General features: G+C 71.9%; 21 protein-coding genes. 9 read left to right on the top strand and 12 right to left on the bottom strand.

The window, feature by feature from the left end:
- Positions 1-4: 4 nt before the first annotated feature.
- From ACQEVM_RS04125 to ACQEVM_RS04110, 4 genes are read right to left on the bottom strand one after another with little or no spacing between them, the layout of a single operon-like run.
- Entirely contained in the window at positions 5-1,330 is a 1,326-nt protein-coding gene (locus ACQEVM_RS04125; protein ID WP_433075037.1) for an NADH-quinone oxidoreductase subunit D, read from the bottom strand.
- The gene (locus tag ACQEVM_RS04120; protein ID WP_433075034.1) at positions 1,330-2,070 is read right to left on the bottom strand and encodes an NADH-quinone oxidoreductase subunit C; all 741 of its coding nucleotides are present in this window, start codon (positions 2,068-2,070) and stop codon (positions 1,330-1,332) included. Before ACQEVM_RS04120 ends, ACQEVM_RS04125 begins: the two co-directional genes overlap by 1 nt.
- Positions 2,067-2,621: a NuoB/complex I 20 kDa subunit family protein gene (locus tag ACQEVM_RS04115; protein WP_053678947.1), complete on the bottom strand. Its 555-nt coding sequence runs from the start codon at positions 2,619-2,621 to the stop codon at positions 2,067-2,069. Before ACQEVM_RS04115 ends, ACQEVM_RS04120 begins: the two co-directional genes overlap by 4 nt.
- Before the next feature lie 15 nt (positions 2,622-2,636).
- A complete protein-coding gene (locus tag ACQEVM_RS04110; RefSeq protein ID WP_053678945.1) occupies positions 2,637-2,996 on the bottom strand; it encodes an NADH-quinone oxidoreductase subunit A in 360 nt (119 codons plus the stop codon).
- An 802-nt stretch (positions 2,997-3,798) separates the two neighbouring features.
- Here ACQEVM_RS04110 and ACQEVM_RS04105 point away from each other — a divergent pair.
- Positions 3,799-4,671 (top strand): C40 family peptidase, encoded by an 873-nt coding sequence (locus ACQEVM_RS04105; protein WP_433075030.1) that lies wholly within the window; start codon positions 3,799-3,801, stop codon positions 4,669-4,671.
- Positions 4,672-5,148: 477 nt separating this feature from the next.
- Here ACQEVM_RS04105 and ACQEVM_RS04100 read toward each other — a convergent pair whose 3' ends face one another.
- Together ACQEVM_RS04100 and ACQEVM_RS04095 are read right to left on the bottom strand one after the other, a co-directional pair.
- Entirely contained in the window at positions 5,149-6,123 is a 975-nt protein-coding gene (locus ACQEVM_RS04100) for a hypothetical protein (RefSeq protein ID WP_433075027.1), read from the bottom strand.
- A gap of 28 nt (positions 6,124-6,151) precedes the next feature.
- Positions 6,152-6,559 (bottom strand): hypothetical protein, encoded by a 408-nt coding sequence (locus tag ACQEVM_RS04095; RefSeq protein WP_433075024.1) that lies wholly within the window; start codon positions 6,557-6,559, stop codon positions 6,152-6,154.
- A 246-nt stretch (positions 6,560-6,805) separates the two neighbouring features.
- Here ACQEVM_RS04095 and ACQEVM_RS04090 point away from each other — a divergent pair, with 246 nt between their 5' ends.
- The 5 genes from ACQEVM_RS04090 to ACQEVM_RS04070 all read left to right on the top strand — a co-directional run bounded on the left by ACQEVM_RS04090 (position 6,806) and on the right by ACQEVM_RS04070 (position 11,303).
- Positions 6,806-7,291 (top strand): hypothetical protein, encoded by a 486-nt coding sequence (locus ACQEVM_RS04090; RefSeq protein ID WP_433075021.1) that lies wholly within the window; start codon positions 6,806-6,808, stop codon positions 7,289-7,291.
- A complete protein-coding gene (locus ACQEVM_RS04085) occupies positions 7,288-8,820 on the top strand; it encodes a peptidoglycan-binding protein (RefSeq protein ID WP_433075018.1) in 1,533 nt (510 codons plus the stop codon). Before ACQEVM_RS04090 ends, ACQEVM_RS04085 begins: the two co-directional genes overlap by 4 nt.
- Positions 8,817-9,581: an ABC transporter ATP-binding protein gene (locus tag ACQEVM_RS04080; RefSeq protein ID WP_433075015.1), complete on the top strand. Its 765-nt coding sequence runs from the start codon at positions 8,817-8,819 to the stop codon at positions 9,579-9,581. The genes ACQEVM_RS04085 and ACQEVM_RS04080 overlap by 4 nt, the downstream gene beginning before the upstream one ends.
- A 116-nt stretch (positions 9,582-9,697) precedes the next feature.
- Positions 9,698-10,894 carry an ABC transporter permease gene (locus ACQEVM_RS04075; RefSeq protein ID WP_433079794.1) on the top strand — a complete coding sequence of 399 codons (1,197 nt, stop codon included), beginning with the start codon at positions 9,698-9,700 and terminating at the stop codon, positions 10,892-10,894.
- Positions 10,895-10,940: 46 nt separating this feature from the next.
- Positions 10,941-11,303 carry a hypothetical protein gene (locus ACQEVM_RS04070; RefSeq protein WP_433075012.1) on the top strand — a complete coding sequence of 121 codons (363 nt, stop codon included), beginning with the start codon at positions 10,941-10,943 and terminating at the stop codon, positions 11,301-11,303.
- Between the two features lie 45 nt (positions 11,304-11,348).
- Here the strand turns inward: ACQEVM_RS04070 and ACQEVM_RS04065 are convergent, their stop codons facing one another.
- Entirely contained in the window at positions 11,349-12,632 is a 1,284-nt protein-coding gene (locus ACQEVM_RS04065; protein ID WP_053678931.1) for a geranylgeranyl reductase family protein, read from the bottom strand.
- A 97-nt stretch (positions 12,633-12,729) separates the two neighbouring features.
- Between ACQEVM_RS04065 and ACQEVM_RS04060 the strand changes: the two genes are divergently transcribed.
- Positions 12,730-13,248, top strand: a complete 519-nt coding sequence (locus ACQEVM_RS04060) for a GNAT family N-acetyltransferase (RefSeq protein ID WP_433075008.1) — start codon at positions 12,730-12,732, stop codon at positions 13,246-13,248.
- A gap of 22 nt (positions 13,249-13,270) precedes the next feature.
- Here the strand turns inward: ACQEVM_RS04060 and ACQEVM_RS04055 are convergent, their stop codons facing one another.
- Positions 13,271-14,272: a glutaminase gene (locus tag ACQEVM_RS04055; RefSeq protein WP_433075005.1), complete on the bottom strand. Its 1,002-nt coding sequence runs from the start codon at positions 14,270-14,272 to the stop codon at positions 13,271-13,273.
- 6 nt (positions 14,273-14,278) lie between these two features.
- Positions 14,279-14,971: a demethylmenaquinone methyltransferase gene (locus tag ACQEVM_RS04050; protein ID WP_433075002.1), complete on the bottom strand. Its 693-nt coding sequence runs from the start codon at positions 14,969-14,971 to the stop codon at positions 14,279-14,281.
- A 244-nt stretch (positions 14,972-15,215) separates the two neighbouring features.
- Between ACQEVM_RS04050 and ACQEVM_RS04045 the strand changes: the two genes are divergently transcribed.
- Together ACQEVM_RS04045 and ACQEVM_RS04040 are read left to right on the top strand one after the other, a co-directional pair.
- Positions 15,216-16,145 carry a DUF3152 domain-containing protein gene (locus ACQEVM_RS04045; RefSeq protein WP_433074999.1) on the top strand — a complete coding sequence of 310 codons (930 nt, stop codon included), beginning with the start codon at positions 15,216-15,218 and terminating at the stop codon, positions 16,143-16,145.
- Positions 16,146-16,188: 43 nt separating this feature from the next.
- On the top strand, positions 16,189-16,509 hold the full coding sequence (locus tag ACQEVM_RS04040; protein WP_433074996.1) for a helix-turn-helix domain-containing protein: 321 nt from the start codon (positions 16,189-16,191) through the stop codon (positions 16,507-16,509).
- Here ACQEVM_RS04040 and ACQEVM_RS04035 read toward each other — a convergent pair.
- The 3 genes from ACQEVM_RS04035 to ACQEVM_RS04025 all read right to left on the bottom strand — a co-directional run bounded on the left by ACQEVM_RS04035 (position 16,475) and on the right by ACQEVM_RS04025 (position 20,151).
- A complete protein-coding gene (locus ACQEVM_RS04035) occupies positions 16,475-17,137 on the bottom strand; it encodes an imidazolonepropionase-like domain-containing protein (protein ID WP_433074993.1) in 663 nt (220 codons plus the stop codon). The genes ACQEVM_RS04040 and ACQEVM_RS04035 overlap by 35 nt on opposite strands.
- A gap of 13 nt (positions 17,138-17,150) precedes the next feature.
- Positions 17,151-18,350, bottom strand: coding sequence for a cyclic dehypoxanthinyl futalosine synthase (mqnC, locus tag ACQEVM_RS04030; protein WP_433074990.1), 1,200 nt, complete (start codon positions 18,348-18,350; stop codon positions 17,151-17,153).
- Between the two features lie 88 nt (positions 18,351-18,438).
- Entirely contained in the window at positions 18,439-20,151 is a 1,713-nt protein-coding gene (locus ACQEVM_RS04025) for a serine/threonine-protein kinase (RefSeq protein ID WP_433074987.1), read from the bottom strand.
- Positions 20,152-20,293 lie beyond the last annotated feature (142 nt).

Raw genomic sequence — 20,293 nt, 5'->3', positions numbered from 1 at the left:
GTCGTCATCGGTCGACGCCTCCCATCACGGGGTCGATGGAGGCGACGGCGACGATCACGTCGGCGATCTGGCCGCCCTCGCACATCGCGGCCATGGCCTGCAGGTTGGTGAAGGACGGGTCGCGGAAGTGGACCCGGTAGGGACGGGTGCCGCCGTCGGAGACGACGTGGACGCCGAGCTCGCCCTTGGGGGACTCGACGGCCGCGTACGCCTGTCCGGCCGGCACCCGGAAGCCCTCGGTCACCAGCTTGAAGTGGTGGATGAGGGCCTCCATGGAGGTGCCCATGATGTTCCTGATGTGGTCGAGCGAGTTGCCGAGCCCGTCGGGGCCCATGGCCAGCTGCGCCGGCCAGGCGATCTTCTTGTCGGCGACCATGACCGGGCCCGGCTCCAGGCGTTCCAGGCACTGCTCGACGATCCGCAGCGACTGGCGCATCTCCTCCAGGCGGACGAGGAACCGGCCGTAGGAGTCGCAGGACTCGGTGGTCGGCACGTCGAACTCGTAGGTCTCGTATCCGCAGTACGGGTCCGTCTTGCGCAGGTCGTGCGGGAGGCCGGCGGAGCGCAGGATCGGGCCGGTGGCGCCGAGCGCCATGCAGCCGGTCAGGTCGAGGTAACCGACGTCCTGCATGCGGGCCTTGAAGATGGGGTTGCCGGTGGCGAGCTTGTCGTACTCCGGCAGGTTCTTCTTCATGGTCTTCACGAGGTCGCGGAGCTGGTCCATGGCACCCGGGGGCAGGTCCTGGGCCAGGCCGCCGGGGCGGATGAACGCGTGGTTCATCCGCAGGCCGGTGATCAGCTCGAAGACGTCGAGGATCAGCTCGCGGTCGCGGAACCCGTAGATCATGATCGTGGTCGCGCCCAGCTCCATGCCGCCGGTGGCGATGCACACCAGGTGGGAGGAGAGCCGGTTGAGTTCCATCAGCAGGACGCGGATGACGGTGGCGCGGTCCGGGATCTGCTCGGTGATGCCGAGCAGCTTCTCGACGCCCAGGCAGTACGCGGTCTCGTTGAAGAACGGCGTCAGGTAGTCCATGCGCGTCACGAAGGTGGTGCCCTGCGTCCAGTTCCGGAATTCGAGGTTCTTCTCGATGCCGGTGTGGAGGTACCCGATGCCGCAGCGGGCCTCGGTGACGGTCTCGCCGTCGATCTCCAGGATCAGGCGGAGCACGCCGTGGGTGGACGGGTGCTGGGGGCCCATGTTGACGACGATCCGCTCGTCGTCCGCGCGGGCCGCCGACTGGACGATCTCGTCCCAGTCACCACCGGTGACGGTGTAGACGAGGCCCTCGGTGGTCTCCCTGGAGGAGGCGTGATTGGACGTGGACATCAGCTGTACGACCTCCGCTGGTCGGGAGCCGGGATCTGGGCACCCTTGTACTCGATGGCGATGCCACCGAGCGGGTAGTCCTTGCGCTGCGGGAACCCCTGCCAGTCGTCCGGCATCATGATTCGGGTGAGGGCCGGGTGGCCGTCGAAGATCAGGCCGAAGAAGTCGTACGCCTCGCGCTCGTGCCAGTCGTTGGTCGGGTAGACCTCGACGAGCGACGGCAGGTGCGGGTCGGTGTCCGGGACGGACACCTCCAGGCGCAGGATCCGTCCGTGGGTGAGCGAGCGCAGGTGGTAGACGGCGTGCAGCTCGCGGCCCTTGTCCCCGGGGAAGTGCACCCCGCTGACGCCGGTGCACAGCTCGAAGCGCAGGGCCGGGTCGTCGCGCAGGGTCCGTGCGACGCGCACGAGGTGCTCGCGTGCCACGTGGAAGGTCAGCTCGCCGCGGTCGACGACCGTCTTCTCGATGGCGTGCTCGGGGACCAGGTCCTGTTCCTCCAGGGCGCCCTCGAACTCGTCGGCGACCTCGTCGAACCAGGAACCGTACGGGCGGCTCGTCGCGCCCGGCATGGCCACGGTGCGGACGAGGCCGCCGTAGCCGCTGGTGTCCCCGCCGGCCCCGGCGCCGAACATGCCCTTGCGGACGCCGATCACCTCGGGGCCGGTGGTGCCCCTGGGGGCGGGAACGTTGTTCCCGTCCCCGCTGCCGTTGCCGTTCTGCACGGCCGGGTCGTCGCTCACCGAAGGAGCCCCTTCATCTCGATGGTGGGGAGGGCCTTGAGGGCCGCCTCCTCCGCCTCGCGCGCCGCCTCTTCCTGGTTCACGCCGAGCTTTCCGCCCTGGATCTTCTGGTGGAGCTTGAGGATCGCGTCCATCAACATCTCGGGGCGGGGCGGGCAACCGGGCAGGTAGATGTCCACGGGGACGATGTGGTCGACGCCCTGGACGATCGCGTAGTTGTTGAACATTCCGCCCGAAGAGGCGCAAACGCCCATGGAGATGACCCACTTGGGAGCGGGCATCTGGTCGTACACCTGCCTCAGCACCGGCGCCATCTTCTGGCTGACCCGGCCGGCCACGATCATCAGGTCCGCCTGGCGCGGTGAGCCGCGGAAGACCTCCATGCCGAAGCGGGCCAGGTCGTACCGGCCCGCTCCGGTGGTCATCATCTCGATGGCGCAGCACGCCAGACCGAAGGTGGCCGGGAAGACGGATGACTTGCGCACCCAGCCCGCGGCCTGTTCGACGGTCGTCAGCAGAAAGCCGCTCGGCAGCTTCTCTTCCAGTCCCATGGAAAATTCAGCCCCTCAGTCCCATTCCAGGCCGCCGCGGCGCCACACGTAGGCGTAGGCGACGAAAACGGTGAGCACGAAGAGCAACATCTCGACGAGCCCGAAGATCCCCAGGGAGTCGAAGGTGACCGCCCAGGGGTAGAGGAAGACGATCTCGATGTCGAAGACGATGAAGAGCATCGCCGTCAGGTAGTACTTGATGGGGAAGCGACCGCCGCCGGCCGGCACCGGAGTGGGCTCGATGCCGCACTCGTACGCTTCAAGTTTTGCCCGGTTGTACCTCTTTGGGCCGATCAGCGTGGCCATGACCACGGAGAAGATCGCAAACCCTGCGCCGAGGGCGCCGAGCACGAGGATGGGCGCGTACGCATTCACGCTCCTCGCTCCTTCCAGTCGTCCTTGACCGTTGGACCGCTGTGCCGGCGCCGAGTGACCCGCCTCCCGCGAAGATCACCCGTGTGGAAGGGGATCGCATGTGAGGCAGTTCACAAGCCGGACTGGTGCGCATCTTATGCCTGCCGGTCTGTGATCTGCGACACGGGTAACAACACCGAGTTTGTGATCTCCACCACCTGGCGAACGATCATGAAGTCCGATGAGTGGTGATCTTCATACGCAAGGCATCCACATGATCACCAAAGGTGACATCCGGGCCCTTCGTTGCAGGTGAAAGGGGGTCCGCACTATCAAACGTTGGCCAGTGCAGGCAAATTGGCATGGCTGCCGTGGCGGTGGTAAGGCAACCCATACCCCCCGAACGAGGGGTTCGGGAGGACTCGGGTGGACGTCGAGCCGAACCCGACGGAGGGGAATCGGCGGCCCGCCGAAGGGCACGCGGATCGTGTGCATCCGTTCACGAACCACACGGGAAGCTCACAGGCGGGTCACGGAGCGGCCACAGTGCCCGCACAGCGGTAGGTAACTGTGACCTGCGTCACGTGAGATCCACGCCGCCAAAAGGGGGCTTGGCCAACTGTCCGACGGAATGGTAGGCGCCGGATCAATTGGGACTTATCGCGGAAACCCCATGATCACAGGCTTGTGAGGGTGTGTCCGTTTCGCCCGTTACCGCGTCAATAACGGCCGCGACGCGTCCGGTTCGCGGCCTTCGCGCGCAACTGTGGCGCACACCACGTTTCTTGAAGCGACCGGCCGCCCCCTGATAGCGGTTAGTCCCATGTCCCACACCGCTCACACACCCAGCCACCGGAAGCCCCGCCGCAGCGTCTCCAAACTCGCGGTCCGCGCCGGCGTTGCCGGTGGCGTCCTCAGCACCCTCGCCATGGCCGGCACCGCGAGCGCGTCCCCGTCCCCGGAGCCCGTGGCCGAGACGACGCTCGAAATGCCCGTCCTCGACCTGGACCTGAGCGCCGACGTCGCGACGGCCGTCACCACGGCCGCCGAGAACACCCGCGCCGCCGCCGTCGAAGGCGAGCTGAACGTCCAGGAGGAGCACGCCCGCACGGGCGCCGCCGCCGAGGCGAAGCAGGCGAAGGAAGACGCCCAGCAGAAGGCCGACGCCGAGAAGAAGGCCAAGGAGCAGCAGGCACGTCAGGCCGAGGCCGACCGCGCCAACCGCAGCTCCGCCCGCTCCTCGCTGGCGAACGCCTCCGCCTCGGACGACGATTCCTTCTCCCCCGGCAGCAGCTCCGGCGGCAACTCGGACGAGAGCGGCAGCACGTCGAAGCCGGCCACCGGCTCCGCCGCGGCCATCGTCGACTTCGCCCGTGCGCAGGTCGGCAAGGCCTACGTCAGTGGCGCCACCGGCTCCTCCGCGTACGACTGCTCCGGTCTCGTCCAGGCCGCGTACCGCCAGGCCGGGATCACCCTCGACCGCGTGTCGCAGGACCAGTCCACCGCCGGCACCTCGGTGTCGCTGAGCAACCTCCAGCCGGGCGACATCCTGTACTGGGGTGCCAAGGGCAGCGCGTACCACGTCGCCATCTACGTCGGCGGCGGCAAGTTCGTCGGTGCGCAGAACCCCAGCACCGGCGTCGTCGAGCGCAGCCTGAGCTACGACATGCCGACGGGCGCCGTCCGCGTCCTCTGATGCGTCACGGCCTCTTGAGTCGTCGCGGCTCCTGAGCCGTCGCGTCCTCTGAAGCCTTTCCGGGTGTCCAGAGGTGCCTGGGGCCTTGTGTGGGACCCTCCGGGTCGTCCGAGCCGCTCTCGGACGCCCTGAGGAGCCTTCAGGCGCCCTCTGACACCCCACGGCTGACCGCGCGTGCGCGGAGAAGGGCCGGTACTCCCCCGCTCGGGGGTGGAGTACCGGCCCTTTCGCATGCCCGCGTCCCTTTTCGCGCCCGCGTCCCTTTTCGTGCCCGTCCTTTCGCCTGTCCGCGTCCCATCGGGGAACGGAACACGCCGCATCGGGTCGATTTCACGCACCCTGGCGGGAATGCGGGTGCGCCGGCGGACGGCACCCTCGGATCCCGCCGCGTTTCCGGCCACGTTTCCGCCTGCGTTTCCGGCCGAGTTCCGGCCGCGTTTCCCGAAGCGGGAATGCGCCATTCCGTGCAGTGTCGTGTCAGGCGAGTGAGGCAGCCAGTTTGAATCGGGCGTCGCGCTGTTTCCCGTAGAGCGCGAGCGTCTCCGCGTTCTCCTCCACGAGTCCTTGCTGGTACGCGGTCTCGACGGCCGCCCACACGCCCACCAGGTTCACCTCGCGCTTGCAGGCGACGTCCCTGCCGGCGACGGCCACCGCCTTGGGGCCGGACTTGTCCGCCTCCAGGCCCAGCTTCTCGACGACCTCGTACGGAGTGCCGACACCGTCGTACCCGGCCTCTTCCATGCACGCGGACCAGTCCTTCAGCACGGCGACCACCCGGGAGTCCTTCTGGGAGCGGGTGTGCGCCTCGGAGGCGAGGCCGAAGGAGAAGAGCAGGTCGACGCTGTCCTTGGTGGGCGCGTACAGCTTGCGGTACCCCTCGCGCAGGCAGCCGCCGGCCGGCACCCGCTGCCCGCCGGCCTCGATCCCGCTGTCGGTGCGTTCGGCCTCCTCCTGGGTCCTCGGGTCCGGCCCGGAGGGGGTCGTCTCGCCCTGCCGGGTGCCGAACAGCACCGCGGTCGCGCTCTCGGTGAGTTGCGGCGGGGCCGGCTTGGCCGGGTCCCCCGCCCCGGAGGCGTCCGCATAGCCGCGGGCCGCCGCCTGCGCGGGATCGGCCACCCCGAACAGGGCTCCGTGGCGGCCCTGTTCGGCTCCTCCCCCGGTGTCGGCCCGGCTCGCCGGCGGCTCGTAGGTGAATCCGTACCGGGCCATGCACAGGGCGATGAGCCGGTTCTGTACCGCCTCCATCCGCAGGGCCTCGGCGTCCGAGTCCGTGTAGGTGTCCAGGGGGAGGGAGAGGGCGGAGCCGGCGGGGTTCGCGGCGACGGGGCCGAGCGCGGGTTCGCGGGCGCCCTCGCCCTTCGCCCCGTCGTCGCCCGCGCAGCCGCCCACCAGGACGGCGGCGGCCGTCAGGAGGGCGGCGGCGAGGGTCCGGCGGCGCCGGGCGTGGTGCATCAGCGGTTCCTCCGGGGGTGCGAGCGGCTCAGTACCAGCGAAGGGAGCTGATCGAGTTCTTGAAGTTGCTGGACGCGTCGCCGGTGTGACCGGCGGGGACGGAACCCTTGATCCCGCCGTAGTTGCTGTTGGTGTAGACGTTGCGGCCCTTGATGTCCAGGCTCTTGTACGAGTACGTGTTGTCGTTCACGCCCTTGCCGAGACCGCCGCATCCAGAGGGGCCGTGGAACGTGTCGTTGGTCAGGTTGTCGTCGTCGTTGTTGCTGTCGAAGACGCACCCTCTCTGGCCGGAGTCCCAGTACAGCCCGAACTCGAACTGCTCCAGGTACCCGTCGTGCACCCACGCGGAAGCAGGTGAGGCCGTCGACACGAGCAGGGCGCCTGCAACGGCCACCGGGGCGAGCGCGAGACGCAGGACGCGCTTGTTCTTGTTCATTTGCACATTCCTCACTGTGGGAACAACAAAATGATCTCGACGCCAACAGCGCGACGCCCAGCGGGATTCAAGTGCAGAGCGGTTCCGGGCACAAGCCGATATCCAAGCCAACGCACAGTCAAAAAGCGTTCATCAAACGGAATTTGTGTGTCCGCAGAGCCCTCCCTATGATCGCGAATTGCGTTCGCACGTCATATCGCTCTGCGGCGCCCTCATCCACGTCCGCATCCCGAGGGAAGCGCCCATATGCGCAAGTACGTGCCGGTCACCGTCCTCGCCCTGGCTCTCGCGCTCGGTGCGTGCTCCGGCGGGAAGGAACCCGCCGCGAGCGACAGCCCGTCGCCGAGCCGGGAGGAGGTCGCCTACTACGACTGCCTCGAGGAACACGGCGTGCCGATCGTCCTCCTCGACTCCGGTACGCCCCGGGTGGACAAGGACAAGCCGCACGACGGCCTCGCCGCCGCCGAGAAGGCCTGCGAGGGCAAGGCCCCGAAGCAGACGCCCGTCACGAAGGTCGACCCCGAGGTGCTGGCCGCCGCCCGCGAAGAGGCCAGGTGCCTGCGGGCGGCGGGCGTCTCCTGGTACCCGGACCCCGACCCGGCGACGGGTACGTACGACCCTCGGGCCGTGACCCCGGAGCAGACGGCCGAACTGCGGACGAAGCACGTCGAGGCGACCCGCAAGTGCCGCCCCGACAAGGGCTCCGGCGGCAACGGCGTGCTCGGCGGGTGAACGAACCCGGGGACGTCGTGGTGGAGCCGGAGGAGGACGCACCCGACTCCGGGGCGCTCGACCGGGGGCGCCGGGTGGTCCTCGGCGTCGTCGCCGGAGCCGCGCTCGTGGCGGTGGGAGGGCTGTTGGCCACCGTGCTGGTGAAATCGCCCGCGCAGGTCGCGGCGGAGACCGGGCCGCCCGCGCAGGGGTTGTTGACCGCCGAGGTCGAGCGGCGGGTGCTCGCGCGGACGGTGGTGACGCGCGGGACCGTCGTGGCCGACCAGAGCGTCGACGTGGCCCCCCAGCCGCGCGCCGGCGAGGGCGCGGGAGCGGCCGTCGTCACGAAGCTGCCGCTCAAGGCCGGGGACGCCGTCGCCGCCGGACAGTTGCTGGCGGAGGTCTCCGGGCGGCCGGTGTTCGCCCTGAAGGGGACCCTGCCCGTCTACCGCGACCTGCGGCCGGGGGCCACCGGCGACGACGTCGCCCAGCTCCAGCAGGCGCTGCGCGCGCTCGGGCACGGGACCGGCGCCGACGCGAAGGGCGTGTTCGGAGCCGGTACGAAGGCCGCGCTCACCGCCCGTTATCGGGCCATCGGGTACGACCCGCTGCCCGCCGTGGCGGACGGCGGCGAGGCGGTCAAGGCCGCGCGGCGGGCCGTACGGACGGCGCAGTGGGCCGTCGAGGACGCCTCGGCCGGGGACGGTGCCGGGGAACGTTCCGCCGGCGGCACGACCGCCGGCGGCAAGAGCGGCGGCGAGGGCGACTCCGGCCGGGCCCTCGCGCGCGCCCGGCAGGCGCTCGCCGACGCCCGCGCCGAGCTGGCATCGGTCGAGGCCGCCGACGGGCCGATGCTCCCCGCCTCCGAGACCGTGGTCCTCGGTTCCTTCCCCGCCCGCGTCAGCGGGATCGCCGGCCGGGTCGGCGGCCCCGTCTCCGGGCCGGTCCTCACCCTGTCCGCCGGTGAACTCGTCGTCGAGACGTACCTGAAGGACGACAAGAAGCAGCTCCTGCGCGCCGGCATGAACGTGGTGATCGCCTCCGAGGCCACGGGGCTCGATGCCCGGGGCCGGGTCGCGCTGGTCGCCGGCGAACGCTCGGCCGGCCGGCCGGCGGGCGGGCAGCAGCCCGGGCAGGGCGGCCAGGGCGACGCCGCGGGCAAGGCCGGCGATCTCGGCTTCCGCATGGTCGTCCGCGCGGACCGACCGCTGCCCCCCGCTCTGGCCGGTCAGGACGTCCGGCTGACCGTCGAGTCCGCCTCGACCGACGGGCAGGCCCTCGTGGTTCCCGTCACCGCGGTCTCCGCCACCGCGGACGGGGGCACGGTCGTCACCGCCGTGGGCGGCGACGGCACGCCGCGGCGCATCGAGGTCCGGGTGGGTACCGGCGGCGACGGCTACGTCGCGGTGACCCCGGTGCGGGCCGGAGCCCTGACCGCCGGCGCCAAGGTCGTCATCGGGGCCGCCCCCAAGGACGGCGGGGCCGGCCGGGACGGGCAGGGCGGCCGGGACCCGAAGGGCACCGGGTCGCCGCGGAGGCCGGCCGAGTGAGGTTCCCGCGCGCCCGCCGGCGGTCCGGCGGCGCCCCCGACGATCCCGTCCCGGGCACCCCCGACCGCGCCGACCGCCCCGACGCCCCCGTCATCGAGTTCCGCGCGGTCGCCCTCACCTACCCGGGGCCGCCGCCCGTCGAGGCGCTCAAGCCCTGCGATCTGACGGTGCGGCGCGGCGAGTTCGTCACCATCGTCGGCCCGTCCGGCTCGGGGAAGTCCACCTTCCTCAACGTGGCGGGGCTCCTGGACTCCCCCACCTCCGGCCACTACCTCCTCGACGGGATCGACACCGGGCGGCTTCCCGACCACGCCCGCACCGCCCTGCGCGGGCGCCGCATCGGGTTCGTGTTCCAGTCCTTCCACCTGCTGCCCCACCGCAGCGTCCTGGAGAACGTCTCCCTCGCCATGCTCTACACCTCCGTCCCGCGCGCGCAGCGCCTCACCCGGGCGCGCGCCGCGCTCGACCAGGTCGGCCTGGGCCACCGGGTGGCGGCCGTCCCGGGTCGGCTCTCCGGCGGCGAGCGCCAGCGCGTGGCCATCGCCCGGGCACTCGTCGGGCGACCCTCGCTGCTGCTGTGCGACGAGCCCACCGGCAACCTCGACTCCGCCAACGCCGCCTCCGTGCTGGCCCTGCTGGACGAGCTGCACGCGGCGGGGATGACCGTCATGGTGATCACGCACGACGCCGGGGTCGCGGCGCGCGGCCGGCGGACCGTCACCGTCCGCGACGGCCGGCTGCGCGAGCGGGTGAGCCCGTGAACACGCACGACGGCACGGGCGGAGACGACGGCACGGACACGGACGACGGCACCTCCACGGCCACCGGCGCCACCGCCACCGCCGTCGGTGACCGTGCGCGGGTCGAGCCGACCGGGCTGGCGGCCCGGGACGCCCTGTCCGAGGCACTCGCCGGCATGCTGCGCCGCCCCGGGCGGGCCGTCCTCACCGCCCTGGGAACGGTGCTCGGCGTCGGCAGTTTCGTGGCCGTTCTCGGCCTGACCGCCACCATCTCCTCGCAGATCGACGGCCGGTTCAACGTACTCACCGCCACCGAGGTGACCATCGAGGACGTCGCTCCCCAGGTGAACGAGTTCGCCGGCTCCGCTTTCCCCGCCGACGCGGAGGAGCGGCTGCGCGACGTCGCGGGCATCCGCAACGCGGGAACGCTGTGGACCGTACGGCTCGATCCGGGCACGACGATCGGCCGCCTGCCCGCCGGCGGCGGCACCACCACCACGGGCACCGCGGTCGTCGCCGCCTCCCCGGGGGCCGTCGCCGCCCTGGTGCCCACCCTCCGGGAGGGCCGGCTCTACGACGAGTTCGCCGAGCGGAGCCGGCAGCGCGTCGTGCTCATCGGCAGCGGGGTCGCCGAACGCCTCGGCATCACCACCCTGACCACCCGCCCCGCGCTCTACATCGGCGAGGAACCGTTCACCGTGGCGGGCGTCATCGCCGACGTGGAACGCAAGCCGGAGAACCTGCTCTCCGTCCTCGTGCCCCGGGCCACCGCCCGGGAGTTGTGGGGGCCGCCCGAGCCAGGGGGCGCCACCATGCTCCTCGACACCGAACTGGGCGCCGCCCGGCAGGCCGCGGAGCTGGCCCCGCTCGCGCTGCGGCCCGACCACCCGGAGTACCTGAAGGCCGTACCGCCCCCGGACCCGCGACTGCTGCGGTCCGGCGTGACCTCCGACCTGAGCGCCCTGTTCCTGTTGCTCGCCGGGATCTGTCTGGTCATCGGCGCCGTCGGCATCGCCAACACCACCCTTGTCGCGGTACTGGAGCGGACGTCGGAGATCGGGCTGCGCCGTGCGCTGGGCGCCCGGGGGCGGCACATAGCGGCCCAGTTCCTCACCGAGTCCGCGGCGCTGGGCACGCTCGGCGGGCTGGTCGGCACGTCGTTGGGCGAACTGACGGTGGTCGCCGTCGCGTTGGCCCGTGACTGGACTCCGGTGATCCATCCCGCCACCGTCGCGGCCGCCCCGCTCACCGGGCTCGTCACCGGACTGTCTGCCGGGCTCTACCCGGCCTGGCGGGCGGCCCGTATCGAACCGGCCGAGGCCCTGCGAAGATAGTCGGGGCGCTCGCCCGACCGTCAACGACCCTGGAGGTGGTGGTCCCGTGCTCACCCGACGGCCCGCCGAGGAGGCCGAGGTCACCGACCGCGGCACCGGGGACCCCACCGCGTTGCCCGCCGCGGCGGGTCTGGCCCTGCTCGCGGTCGGCGGCTGGTTGCTGACCACCGCCCGCCCCTGGGCGAAGCCGGGGCACCCCGTCACGCTCGGGCTCGGCTGGACGGCCTCGGTCGCGCTGCTGGTGTGCGGGGTGGTGCTGTTGACCCGCTGCGTACGGGCCGTGCACGGCGCTCCGTACGAGGACCCGTGCGCGGACGGGCACCCGGCCCGGAGCACGGCCCGGAGCGCGGGCCCCCCTGGCGAACCGGCCCGCTCGGCGCACACCCCCGCCCACCCGCCCGCCGACTGACCGTTCGGACAGCCGGGCGGAGGGGCGGGCCGGGGCCCGTCGCGATCAGGCCTTCGGGGCCACCTTCGAGAGGCCGTTGATGACGCGGTCCATCGCGTCGCCGCCCGTGGGGTCGGTCAGGTTGGCCAGCATCTTGAGCGTGAAGCGCATCAGCACCGGGTGGGTCAGACCGCGCTGTGCGGCGATCTTCATGACCTTCGGGTTGCCGATCAGCTTCACGAAGGCGCGGCCCAGCGTGTAGTAGCCGCCGTACGTCTCCTTGAGGACCTTCGGGTAGTTGTGCAGGGCCAGTTCGCGCTGGGCCGGGGTGGCGCGGGCGTGTGCCTGGACGATGACCTCGGCGGCGATCTGGCCGGACTCCATCGCGTAGGCGATGCCCTCGCCGTTGAACGGGTTGACGAGACCGCCGGCGTCGCCGACGAGCAGCAGGCCCTTGGTGTAGTGGGGCTGCCGGTTGAAGGCCATCGGCAGGGCCGCGCCGCGGATCGGCTGCGTCATGTTCTCGGGGGTGTAGCCCCAGTCCTCCGGCATGGACGCGCACCAGGCCTTGAGGACCTCGCGCCAGTCCAGCTCCTTGAAGGCGGAGGAGGAGTTGAGGATGCCCAGGCCGACGTTGGACGTGCCGTCGCCCATGCCGAAGATCCAGCCGTAGCCGGGCAGCAGTCGGTCCTGCGCGCCGCGCCGGTCCCACAGCTCCAGCCAGGACTCCAGGTAGTCGTCGTCGTGACGGGGCGAGGTGAAGTACGTACGGACGGCGACGCCCATCGGGCGGTCCTCGCGCCGGTGCAGGCCCATCGCGAGGGAGATCCGGGAGGAGTTGCCGTCGGCCGCGACGACCAGCGGGGCGCTGAAGGTGACGGGGGTCTTCTCCTCGCCCAGCTTCGCCTGGACGCCGGTGATGTGGCCGGTGCGCGGGTCGCGGACGGGCTCGCCCACGTTGCAGCGCTCGTACAGGCGGGCGCCTGCCTTCTGGGCCTGGCGGGCCAGGGTCTCGTCGAAGTCGTCGCGCTTGCGGACGAGCCCGTAGTCCGGGAAGGAGGCGAGTTCCGGCCAGTCCAGCTGGAGCCGCTGGCCGCCGCCGATGATCCGCAGGCCCTTGTTGCGGAGCCAGCCGGCCTCCTCGGAGACGTCGATGCCCATGGCGACCAGCTGCTTGGTGGCGCGCGGGGTCAGGCCGTCGCCGCAGACCTTCTCCCGGGGGAAGGAGGTCTTCTCCAGGAGCAGGACGTCCAATCCGGCCTTGGCGAGGTAGTACGCGGTGGTCGAGCCGGCGGGCCCGGCCCCGACGACGATCACGTCCGCGGAGTGTTCGGAGAGGGGCTCGGTCACTGCGGGGTCTCCCGAAGGCTCGATAAAGGGTGCCCAACGGCACCGGACACGTGCAGTCTATGCAGCGAGAGAGATCACGATCCGAAGGGTGCCTCCGATGACCACCTCGCCCGCCCGGCCGCTTCCCACCGTGCAGTTGCGCGTGCCCATCGACGAGGACGCCCGTGCCTGGCACCAGGTCTTCGCCGACACGCAGGTGATGGAGTTCCTCGGTGGTCCCGCAGAGCTGTCCATGTACGAGGAGTTCACCGCCCGCCAGCGGTTGCACGACGCCCGGCTCGGCTACTGCCTGTGGACCCTGCTGGACGAGGAGGGCGCCGTGATCGGTTTCACCGGTGCGCAGCCGTGGCCGGCCGAGAAGGAGTGGGGGCCGGTCGGGGAGATCGAGATCGGCTGGCGGCTGGGGCGCTCCGCCTGGGGGCGGGGGTACGCGTACGCGTCCGCGCTGGCCACGCTGGAGCGGGTACGGGCGGCCGGCGTGACGCGCGTGGTGGCGTTGATCGACGCCCGGAACGTGCGTTCGGTGGCGGTCGCGGAGCGGCTCGGGATGGACCTGGACGCGGAGTCCACGCTGCCGGACGGGAGCCCGGCCCGCCGTTACGCGCTGTCGCTGTAGACCGCCGCCCCGGACCCGCCGGTCAGAAGACCGACAGGCCGGTCAGCGTCGTGAAGCGGTCGAGGGCCGCCACACCCGCGACCGAGTTCCCCTGGGCGTCGAGCCCCGGGCTCCACACCGCGATCGAGCACCGGCCGGGGACGACGGCGACGATCCCGCCGCCCACCCCGCTCTTGCCGGGCAGGCCGACGCGGTAGGCGAACTCGCCTGCCGCGTCGTAGGTGCCGCAGGTCAGCATCACCGCGTTGATCTGCTTGGCCTCGCTGCGCGTCAGCAGGCGCGTGCCGTCGGCGCGCAGCCCGTGCCGGGCCAGTACGCGTCCGGCGCGGGCCAGGTCGGCGCAGGTCATCTCGATGGAGCACTGCCAGAAGTAGTGCTCCAGCAGGGCCGGTACGGGGTTGTCGATGTTGCCGTAGGAGGCCATGAAGTGGGCGACGGCCGCGTTGCGGTCGCCGTGCGCCTGCTCGGAGGCGGCCACCTCGGCGTCGAACCCTATGGCCGGGTTCTCGCTCTCGTCCCGCAGGAACTGCAGGAGTTCGCTGCTCGCGTCGCCCGTCAGGGTCTGGAGCCGGTCGGTGACGACGAGGGCGCCCGCGTTGATGAACGGGTTGCGGGGGATGCCGTTCTCGTACTCCAGCTGCACGAGCGAGTTGAACGGGTTGCCGGAGGGTTCGCGGCCGACCCGTTCCCACAGGCTGTCGCCGCCCTCCGCGAGGGCCAGGGCGAGTGCGAAGACCTTGGTGATGGACTGGGTGGAGAAGGGGACCTGCCAGTCCCCCACCCCGTACGCGTTGCCTTCGAGGTCGACGACGGCCATCCCGAACTGCGCCGGGTCCACGGACGCCAGCGCCGGGATGTACTCGGCCGGGGTGCCGCGGCCGATCGCCGGCGCGATGTCGGCCGCGATCCGCTCCAGCAGTCCCTGGTAGTCGAAGCGCACGGTCTCGGAGGGTTCCGGGCCGAGGAAGGCGGGGCCGGAGGGCGCGGCGCCCGGGGGCGCGTCGTCGACGGGCGCGGCGGGCATCGGGTCCTACGCCTTGATGCCGCGGTGGAGTGCCACGATGCCGCCGCTGAGGTTGCGCCACGCGACCTTGGACCAGCCGGCCTTCTGCAGGAGCGCGGCGAGTTCCGGCTGGTCGGGCCATGCGCGGATGGACTCGGCGAGGTACACGTACGCGTCGGGGCTGGGCGACATGGCGCGGGCCACCGGCGGGAGGGCGCGCATCAGGTACTCGGTGTAGACCGTCCGGAACGGCGCCCAGGTGGGCTGCGAGAACTCGCAGATGACGACCTGGCCGCCGGGCTTCGTCACGCGGTACAGCTCGCGCAGGGCCGTGTCGGTGTCCTGGACGTTGCGCAGGCCGAAGGAGATCGTCACGGTGTCGAAGGTGTCGTCCTTGAACGGCAGCTTCGTCGCGTCGCCGGCGGTCAGCGGCAGCCAGGGGTGCCGCTTCTTGCCCTCCTGGAGCATGCCGAGCGAGAAGTCGCAGGGGACGACGTACGCGCCGGTCGCGGCGAAGGGCAGCGAGGAGGTCGCGGTTCCGGCGGCCAGGTCGAGGACCGTGTGTCCGGGGCGGGCGCCGACGGCCTTGGCGACCTCCTTGCGCCACAGGCGGGCCTGACCGAGGGAGAGCACGTCGTTGACGAGGTCGTAGTTCGCCGCCAGCCCGTCGAACATGGAGGCGACTTCGTGCGGCTGCTTGTCCAGGGAAGCGCTGGTCACTGGCGTGGGCCCCTCGGGTGCGATGCGGTGCGGTGCGGGTCTGACCGCCATTCTCGCAGGCGGACCCGGCGCCACCCGCCGGGGGCACAACTGACCCGAAGGACAGTTACGCATGGCGGCCGGATCGGCTTTGACTGGTGCGCGTGTGACTCGAAACGGGTCGAACAAAAGCCATGTTCGTCAACGAAGCGCATGAAATGCCCGCTCGTGTAAGACGTGGACCACGCGAACAGAAAGCTCCTGCATGCCGGAAGGCCATCCGACCAGACGTTCCCGCGGTGACGTGCGCGCCCTGCGCAGGGCCGCCGAACGGCGGCGACGACTGCACCGTACCCTCATCGGCTCCGCGGCAATCGCCGTCGCCTGCGTGACCGCCTACACCCTGCGCCCGCAGGACGGGACCGCCGCGGTCGCGGACGACCGACCGGCGTCGGCCGCCCCCACCCGGGAGGCCGACGCGGGCGGTCCCACGCCCGACGGCGGCTCCGAGCCGGCCCCGGACGGCGGGCGGACCACGCCGGCGGCCTCCTCCCCGGCGGCCTCGCCGAAGCCCGAGGCCGCGGGCACGCCGAAGGGCTCGCCCCCGGCGAAGCCGTCCCCGTCCGTTCCGACCTCCGGGCCCGGGGTCTTCGCCGCGTCCACCGCCTCCGGCTCGCCGCAGGGCAAGGGGCGCGCGCTGCGCTGGCGGGTCGAGGTCGAGCAGGGCAGCGGGGTCGACCCGGAGGCCGCGGCCCGGTCCGTCGAGGCGATCCTCGGGGACCCGCGCGGTTGGACCCGTGATCCCTCGTACGGGTTCCGGCTCGTCGGCGCCGGCCAACCGGTGGACTTCACCGTGAAGATCGCCACCCCCACCACCACCGACCGGCTGTGCGAGGTCGTCACCCCCGAGCTGATCGGCGAGACCAACTGTCGTGCCGGTCACACCGTCGTGGTGAACCTCAAGCGCTGGCAGGAGGGGTCACCCCAGTTCAACGGTCCCGTGGAGGAGTACCGGGCCCTGATCGTCAACCACGAGGTGGGCCACGAGATCGGTCGCGAGCACGAGACCTGCCCCGGCCCCGGCAAGCAGGCGCCCGCGATGATGCAACAGATCAAGGGACTGCTCGGCTGCAAGGCGAATGCCTGGCCGTTCGACGCCGCCGGAACCTACCTGGCCGGCCCGAACGTCCCTTAGGCAGGGGGCCGAGCGCGTCGGCCGGGGGCAAGGGGTGGAAACCGTGCGCAGCGTCAGCTTCAGCGTCCCGTCGTGGTTCCCCGCCCACGACCCGCAGGCGCCGGTGCGGGTCCACCTCACCGACCAGGAGTCGGCGGTGTTCCTGTGGCTGGCCACCGGCGCCTCGAACGCGGAGCTGGCCGCGACGCTGCAACTGTCCGTCAGCACCGTCAAGTTCCACGTGCTGAACATCCGGAACAAGCTCGGCGGGGTGAGCCGCCTCCAGGTCTGCCTGCTGGCCGCCCTCGCCCGGGAGGGCGGCCGGCCCGACGACGACGTGCCCGGGACTCTCAGCGACGGCGGTGCAGCAGCCGTCCCCCGATGACCGTGGCCACACAACTCGTCGCGCCCAGGGTGAGCAGTTCCCCCGGGTCGGCCGCCGCGAACACCGCGAAACGGGCCGGGGCGTCCGGCTCCAGGGCCCCGTGGAAGGCCTGCTCGGCCGTGTCCCGCCCGGCGAACGGGTCCAGGGAGGCTTCCCGCTCCGTCCCCCGCGATCCCTGGGACGGCGCCGCCGGCGGCAGGACCACCAGACCCGACCGCACCACCGCGGTCCGCACCGACGGGATCGTGAACCGGCCGGTCACCGCCACCACCCCGCGCGCCAGGAGCTTCTGCGTCCCGCGCCGGGCGCTGTTGCCCCAGCGGGACTCGGTCATCGGGAGAGCGGCCAGGGCCTGCCCGCCGACCGGGTCGGCGCCGAGTTCGGCGACCTCGTACGGATCGTCCGGGTAGTACGTGCGCTCCAGCAGCTCGTCCGCGCCGCGCACCAGCAGCCCCGGGGTCAGCACCCCGGGCCAGCGTCGCACCCGGGCGTGCGGACGGGCCGCGGCGAGCTCCTCGTACGGGCCCACCCCGGCGATCCGATCGCCCTCGACGAGCACCGCGCCGCCGGGGAGCGGGGTCGAACCCGGTCCGGCGACGAGGAGCTCGGCGGTGTGCAGCGTCAGCATGGGTGCGGCGGCGTCAGTTCGAGGAGATGAGCTTCAGCTCGGGGTGCGCGGTGCCGCCCTCGATGGCGGTGGAGGAGATGTGCGAGACGACGCGGTCGTCGACCGGGTCGTTCGCCGGGTCGTCGTGCACCACGAGGTGCTCGTACGTCGTCGCGCGCTGCGCCGGCGTGCGGCCCGCCTTGCGGATCAGGTCGATGATCTCCATGCGGTTCGAGCGGTGCTTGGCACCCGCCGAGGAGACCACGTTCTCCTCCAGCATGATCGAGCCGAGGTCGTCCGCGCCGTAGTGCAGCGACAGTTGGCCCGCTTCCTTGCCGACCGTCAGCCAGGAGCCCTGGATGTGGGCGATGTTGTCGAGGAAGAGCCGCGCGATGGCGATCATGCGCAGGTACTCGAAGATCGTCGCCTGGGTCCGGCCCTTGAGGTGGTTGTTCTCGGGCTGGTACGTGTACGGGATGAAGGCGCGGAAGCCGCCGGTGCGGTCCTGCGTGTCGCGGATCATCGCGATGTGCTCGATGCGCTCGGCGTTGGTCTCGCCCGTGCCCATCAGCATGGTGGAGGTGGACTCGACACCCAGCTTGTGGGCGATCTCCATGATCTCCAGCCAGCGCTCGCCGGACTCCTTGAGCGGGGCGATGGCCTTGCGCGGCCGGGCCGGCAGCAGTTCGGCGCCGGCGCCCGCGAAGGAGTCGAGGCCGGCCGCGTGGATGCGCTGGATGGCCTCCTCCGCCGAGACGCCCGAGATGCGGGCCATGTGCTCGACCTCGGACGCGCCGAGGGAGTGGATGACCAGCTGCGGGTACGCCTTCTTGATGGCGGAGAAGTGCTCCTCGTAGTACTCGACGCCGTAGTCCGGGTGGTGCCCGCCCTGGAACATGATCTGCGTGCCACCCAGCTCGACGGTCTCCGCGCAGCGGCGCAGGATGTCGTCGAGGTCGCGGGACCAGCCCTTCTTGGTGTCCTTCGGCGCGGCGTAGAACGCGCAGAACTTGCACGCCGTGACGCACACGTTGGTGTAGTTGATGTTGCGCTCGATGATGTACGTCGCGATGTGCTCCGTACCCGCGTAGCGCAGCCGGCGTGCGGCGTCGGCTGCCTGGCCGAGCGCGTGCAGCGGGGCGTGCCGGTAGAGGTCGAGCGCTTCGTCCTGGGTGATCCGGCCCCCTGCGGCGGCTCGGTCGAGGACAGACTGGAGAGCGGCCTGGTCGGTCACCGGTGCGTCACCTTTCGGCGGTGTGTCAAGGGTCCGGACCGATCCAGCGTACGCCGGCGCTCCTCGGCTCCGTTCAGGGGTGCGCGGGTCAACCCCGACGGGTCAGATCGCCTTCGGGATTGCCCGCCGCCGCGTCGCCGGACCGGTAGTGCAGGGTCCCGTTCGCGTTGAGGGTGAAGCGTTCGTCGGCGGAGCCGTCGGAACACACGCCGGGCGCCGGGTTGGGACCGTCCGTCGTGTCGAGGACCAGCGAACGGTCGGTGGCGGACACGAGCTTCCAGTCCCCGCTGCAATCGGTGCCGAGGACCGGCAGGACCGACTTGTCCCGGGCGACGACCTGGCCGATCCGGCCGCCGCTGATGGTGATCTCGAACTCGCTGGACACGCCCAGGCGGGCCGTGGTGACCGTGCCCTTCCAGGTGCCGGCCAGGGCCTGGGGCACGGTGTTCCGGGCCGCCGGGGACGGGGTCGGGGCGCCCGTGCTCGCGCCGGGCCGCGTGGCGGGGGCCGATTCGGCGGTGCGCGGGGAGGAGGGCGGCGGGCCGGCCACCAGGCCCCGGTTCGCGCCCGACTGCCAGGGCAGCAGGTCCAGTCCGTACAGCCCGCCCGACAGCACCGCCAGCACGGCCGCCGCGGCGAGGACCACGGTGCAGCTGAACCGCCGGCCGGCCGCGCGCACGGAGACCCGCCGCCCGGCGGCGTCGGACGCGGTGCGCGGCCCGGGTACGCCGCCGTCGGAGCCGTACCCCGCCCCGCCCGCGGCGGGCTCCGAGCCGTACAGCAGCCCGTACGGGGTGGTTCCGCCGGGGAAGCCGTCCGGCGCCCCGACGGCCGCCCGCTGCTCCCCGTAGGAGGAGGCCGAGGTGAACGGCACCGGGCCCGAGGGGTGCTCCGGCAGCGCCTCGTCCAGGTCCAGCAGGGCCACCGCGGCCCGGTTCGCCTCCTCGACCAGCGGGGTCGGCAACCAGCCCGACACTCCCAGGGCCCCGTCCAACGCGGCTGCGATCACCGCCGGCGAGGGTCGGGCGGCCGGCGACTTCGCCAGGCAGGCCGCGATCAGGTCCCGCAACGGTCCGGGCCCGATCCCGCCGAGGTCCGGCGTTTCGTGGACCACCTTGTAGAGGAGGGTCGCGGAGTTGTCCCCGCTGAAGGGGGCCCGGCCGGTCGCGGCGAAGACCAGGACCGCGCCCAGCGAGAACACGTCCGCCGCCCCGCTCACGGGGTTGCCGAGGATCTGCTCCGGCGACATGTAGCCGGGCGAACCGACGGAGACGCCGGTGACCGTCAGCGCGGCGGCGCCGTCCGAGGCCCGGGCGATCCCGAAGTCGATCAGCCGCGGTCCGCCCGTCGGACCGCCCGCGAGGGTGAGCATCACGTTCGACGGCTTCACGTCCCGGTGGACGAGCCCCAGCCCGTGCACCGCCACCAACGCGCGGGCCAGCCCTTCCCCGACGGCCCGTACCGAATGCTCGGGCAGCGGGCCGTACCCCGCCACGGCCCGGTCCAGCGACGGGCCCGCGACGTAGCCGGTGGCCACCCACGGCACCGGGGCCTCCGGGTCGGCGTCCAGGACCGGAGCGGTCCACTCGCCTCCCACCCGACGCGCGGCGGCGACCTCGCGGCGGAAGCGGGCGCGGAACTCCTCGTCGGAGGCGAAGTGGGGGTGGACGATCTTCACGGCGACGGTCCGACCGCCCGCGCTGCGCCCGAGGTAGACCCGACCCATGCCCCCCGCGCCCAGCCGTCCGAGCAGCCGGTAGGCGCCGATGGTCCGCGGTTCGCCCGCTTCGAGCGGCTGCATCGTGTCCCCTCCCCGAGGTTCGTGACTCGCTGACGGTCAACCAGCACCTTAGGGGTGTCGACCGCCGGCCGGGGAGCTTCCATCGTGTCCGGAGTACTACCGCACCACGGCGAAGAGGGGTGGTTCGATCCCGCCGAATGCG

It is taken from the genome of Streptomyces sp. CA-243310, assembly GCF_050936775.1.
GTDB lineage: Bacteria > Actinomycetota > Actinomycetes > Streptomycetales > Streptomycetaceae > Streptomyces.
Note: the sequence above shows the minus strand (reverse complement) of the source record. Positions and strands in the feature narration are given on the sequence as shown.

Coding starts and splice junctions, on each gene's coding strand:
- ACQEVM_RS04125 (WP_433075037.1), bottom strand. CDS start 1,330: ATGTCCACGTCCAATCACGCCTCCTCCAGGGAGACCACCGAGGGCCTC.
- ACQEVM_RS04115 (WP_053678947.1), bottom strand. CDS start 2,621: ATGGGACTGGAAGAGAAGCTGCCGAGCGGCTTTCTGCTGACGACCGTC.
- ACQEVM_RS04105 (WP_433075030.1), top strand. CDS start 3,799: ATGTCCCACACCGCTCACACACCCAGCCACCGGAAGCCCCGCCGCAGC.
- ACQEVM_RS04100 (WP_433075027.1), bottom strand. CDS start 6,123: ATGCACCACGCCCGGCGCCGCCGGACCCTCGCCGCCGCCCTCCTGACG.
- ACQEVM_RS04095 (WP_433075024.1), bottom strand. CDS start 6,559: ATGAACAAGAACAAGCGCGTCCTGCGTCTCGCGCTCGCCCCGGTGGCC.
- ACQEVM_RS04090 (WP_433075021.1), top strand. CDS start 6,806: ATGCGCAAGTACGTGCCGGTCACCGTCCTCGCCCTGGCTCTCGCGCTC.
- ACQEVM_RS04060 (WP_433075008.1), top strand. CDS start 12,730: ATGACCACCTCGCCCGCCCGGCCGCTTCCCACCGTGCAGTTGCGCGTG.
- ACQEVM_RS04055 (WP_433075005.1), bottom strand. CDS start 14,272: ATGCCCGCCGCGCCCGTCGACGACGCGCCCCCGGGCGCCGCGCCCTCC.
- ACQEVM_RS04045 (WP_433074999.1), top strand. CDS start 15,216: ATGCCGGAAGGCCATCCGACCAGACGTTCCCGCGGTGACGTGCGCGCC.
- ACQEVM_RS04035 (WP_433074993.1), bottom strand. CDS start 17,137: ATGCTGACGCTGCACACCGCCGAGCTCCTCGTCGCCGGACCGGGTTCG.
- ACQEVM_RS04025 (WP_433074987.1), bottom strand. CDS start 20,151: ATGCAGCCGCTCGAAGCGGGCGAACCGCGGACCATCGGCGCCTACCGG.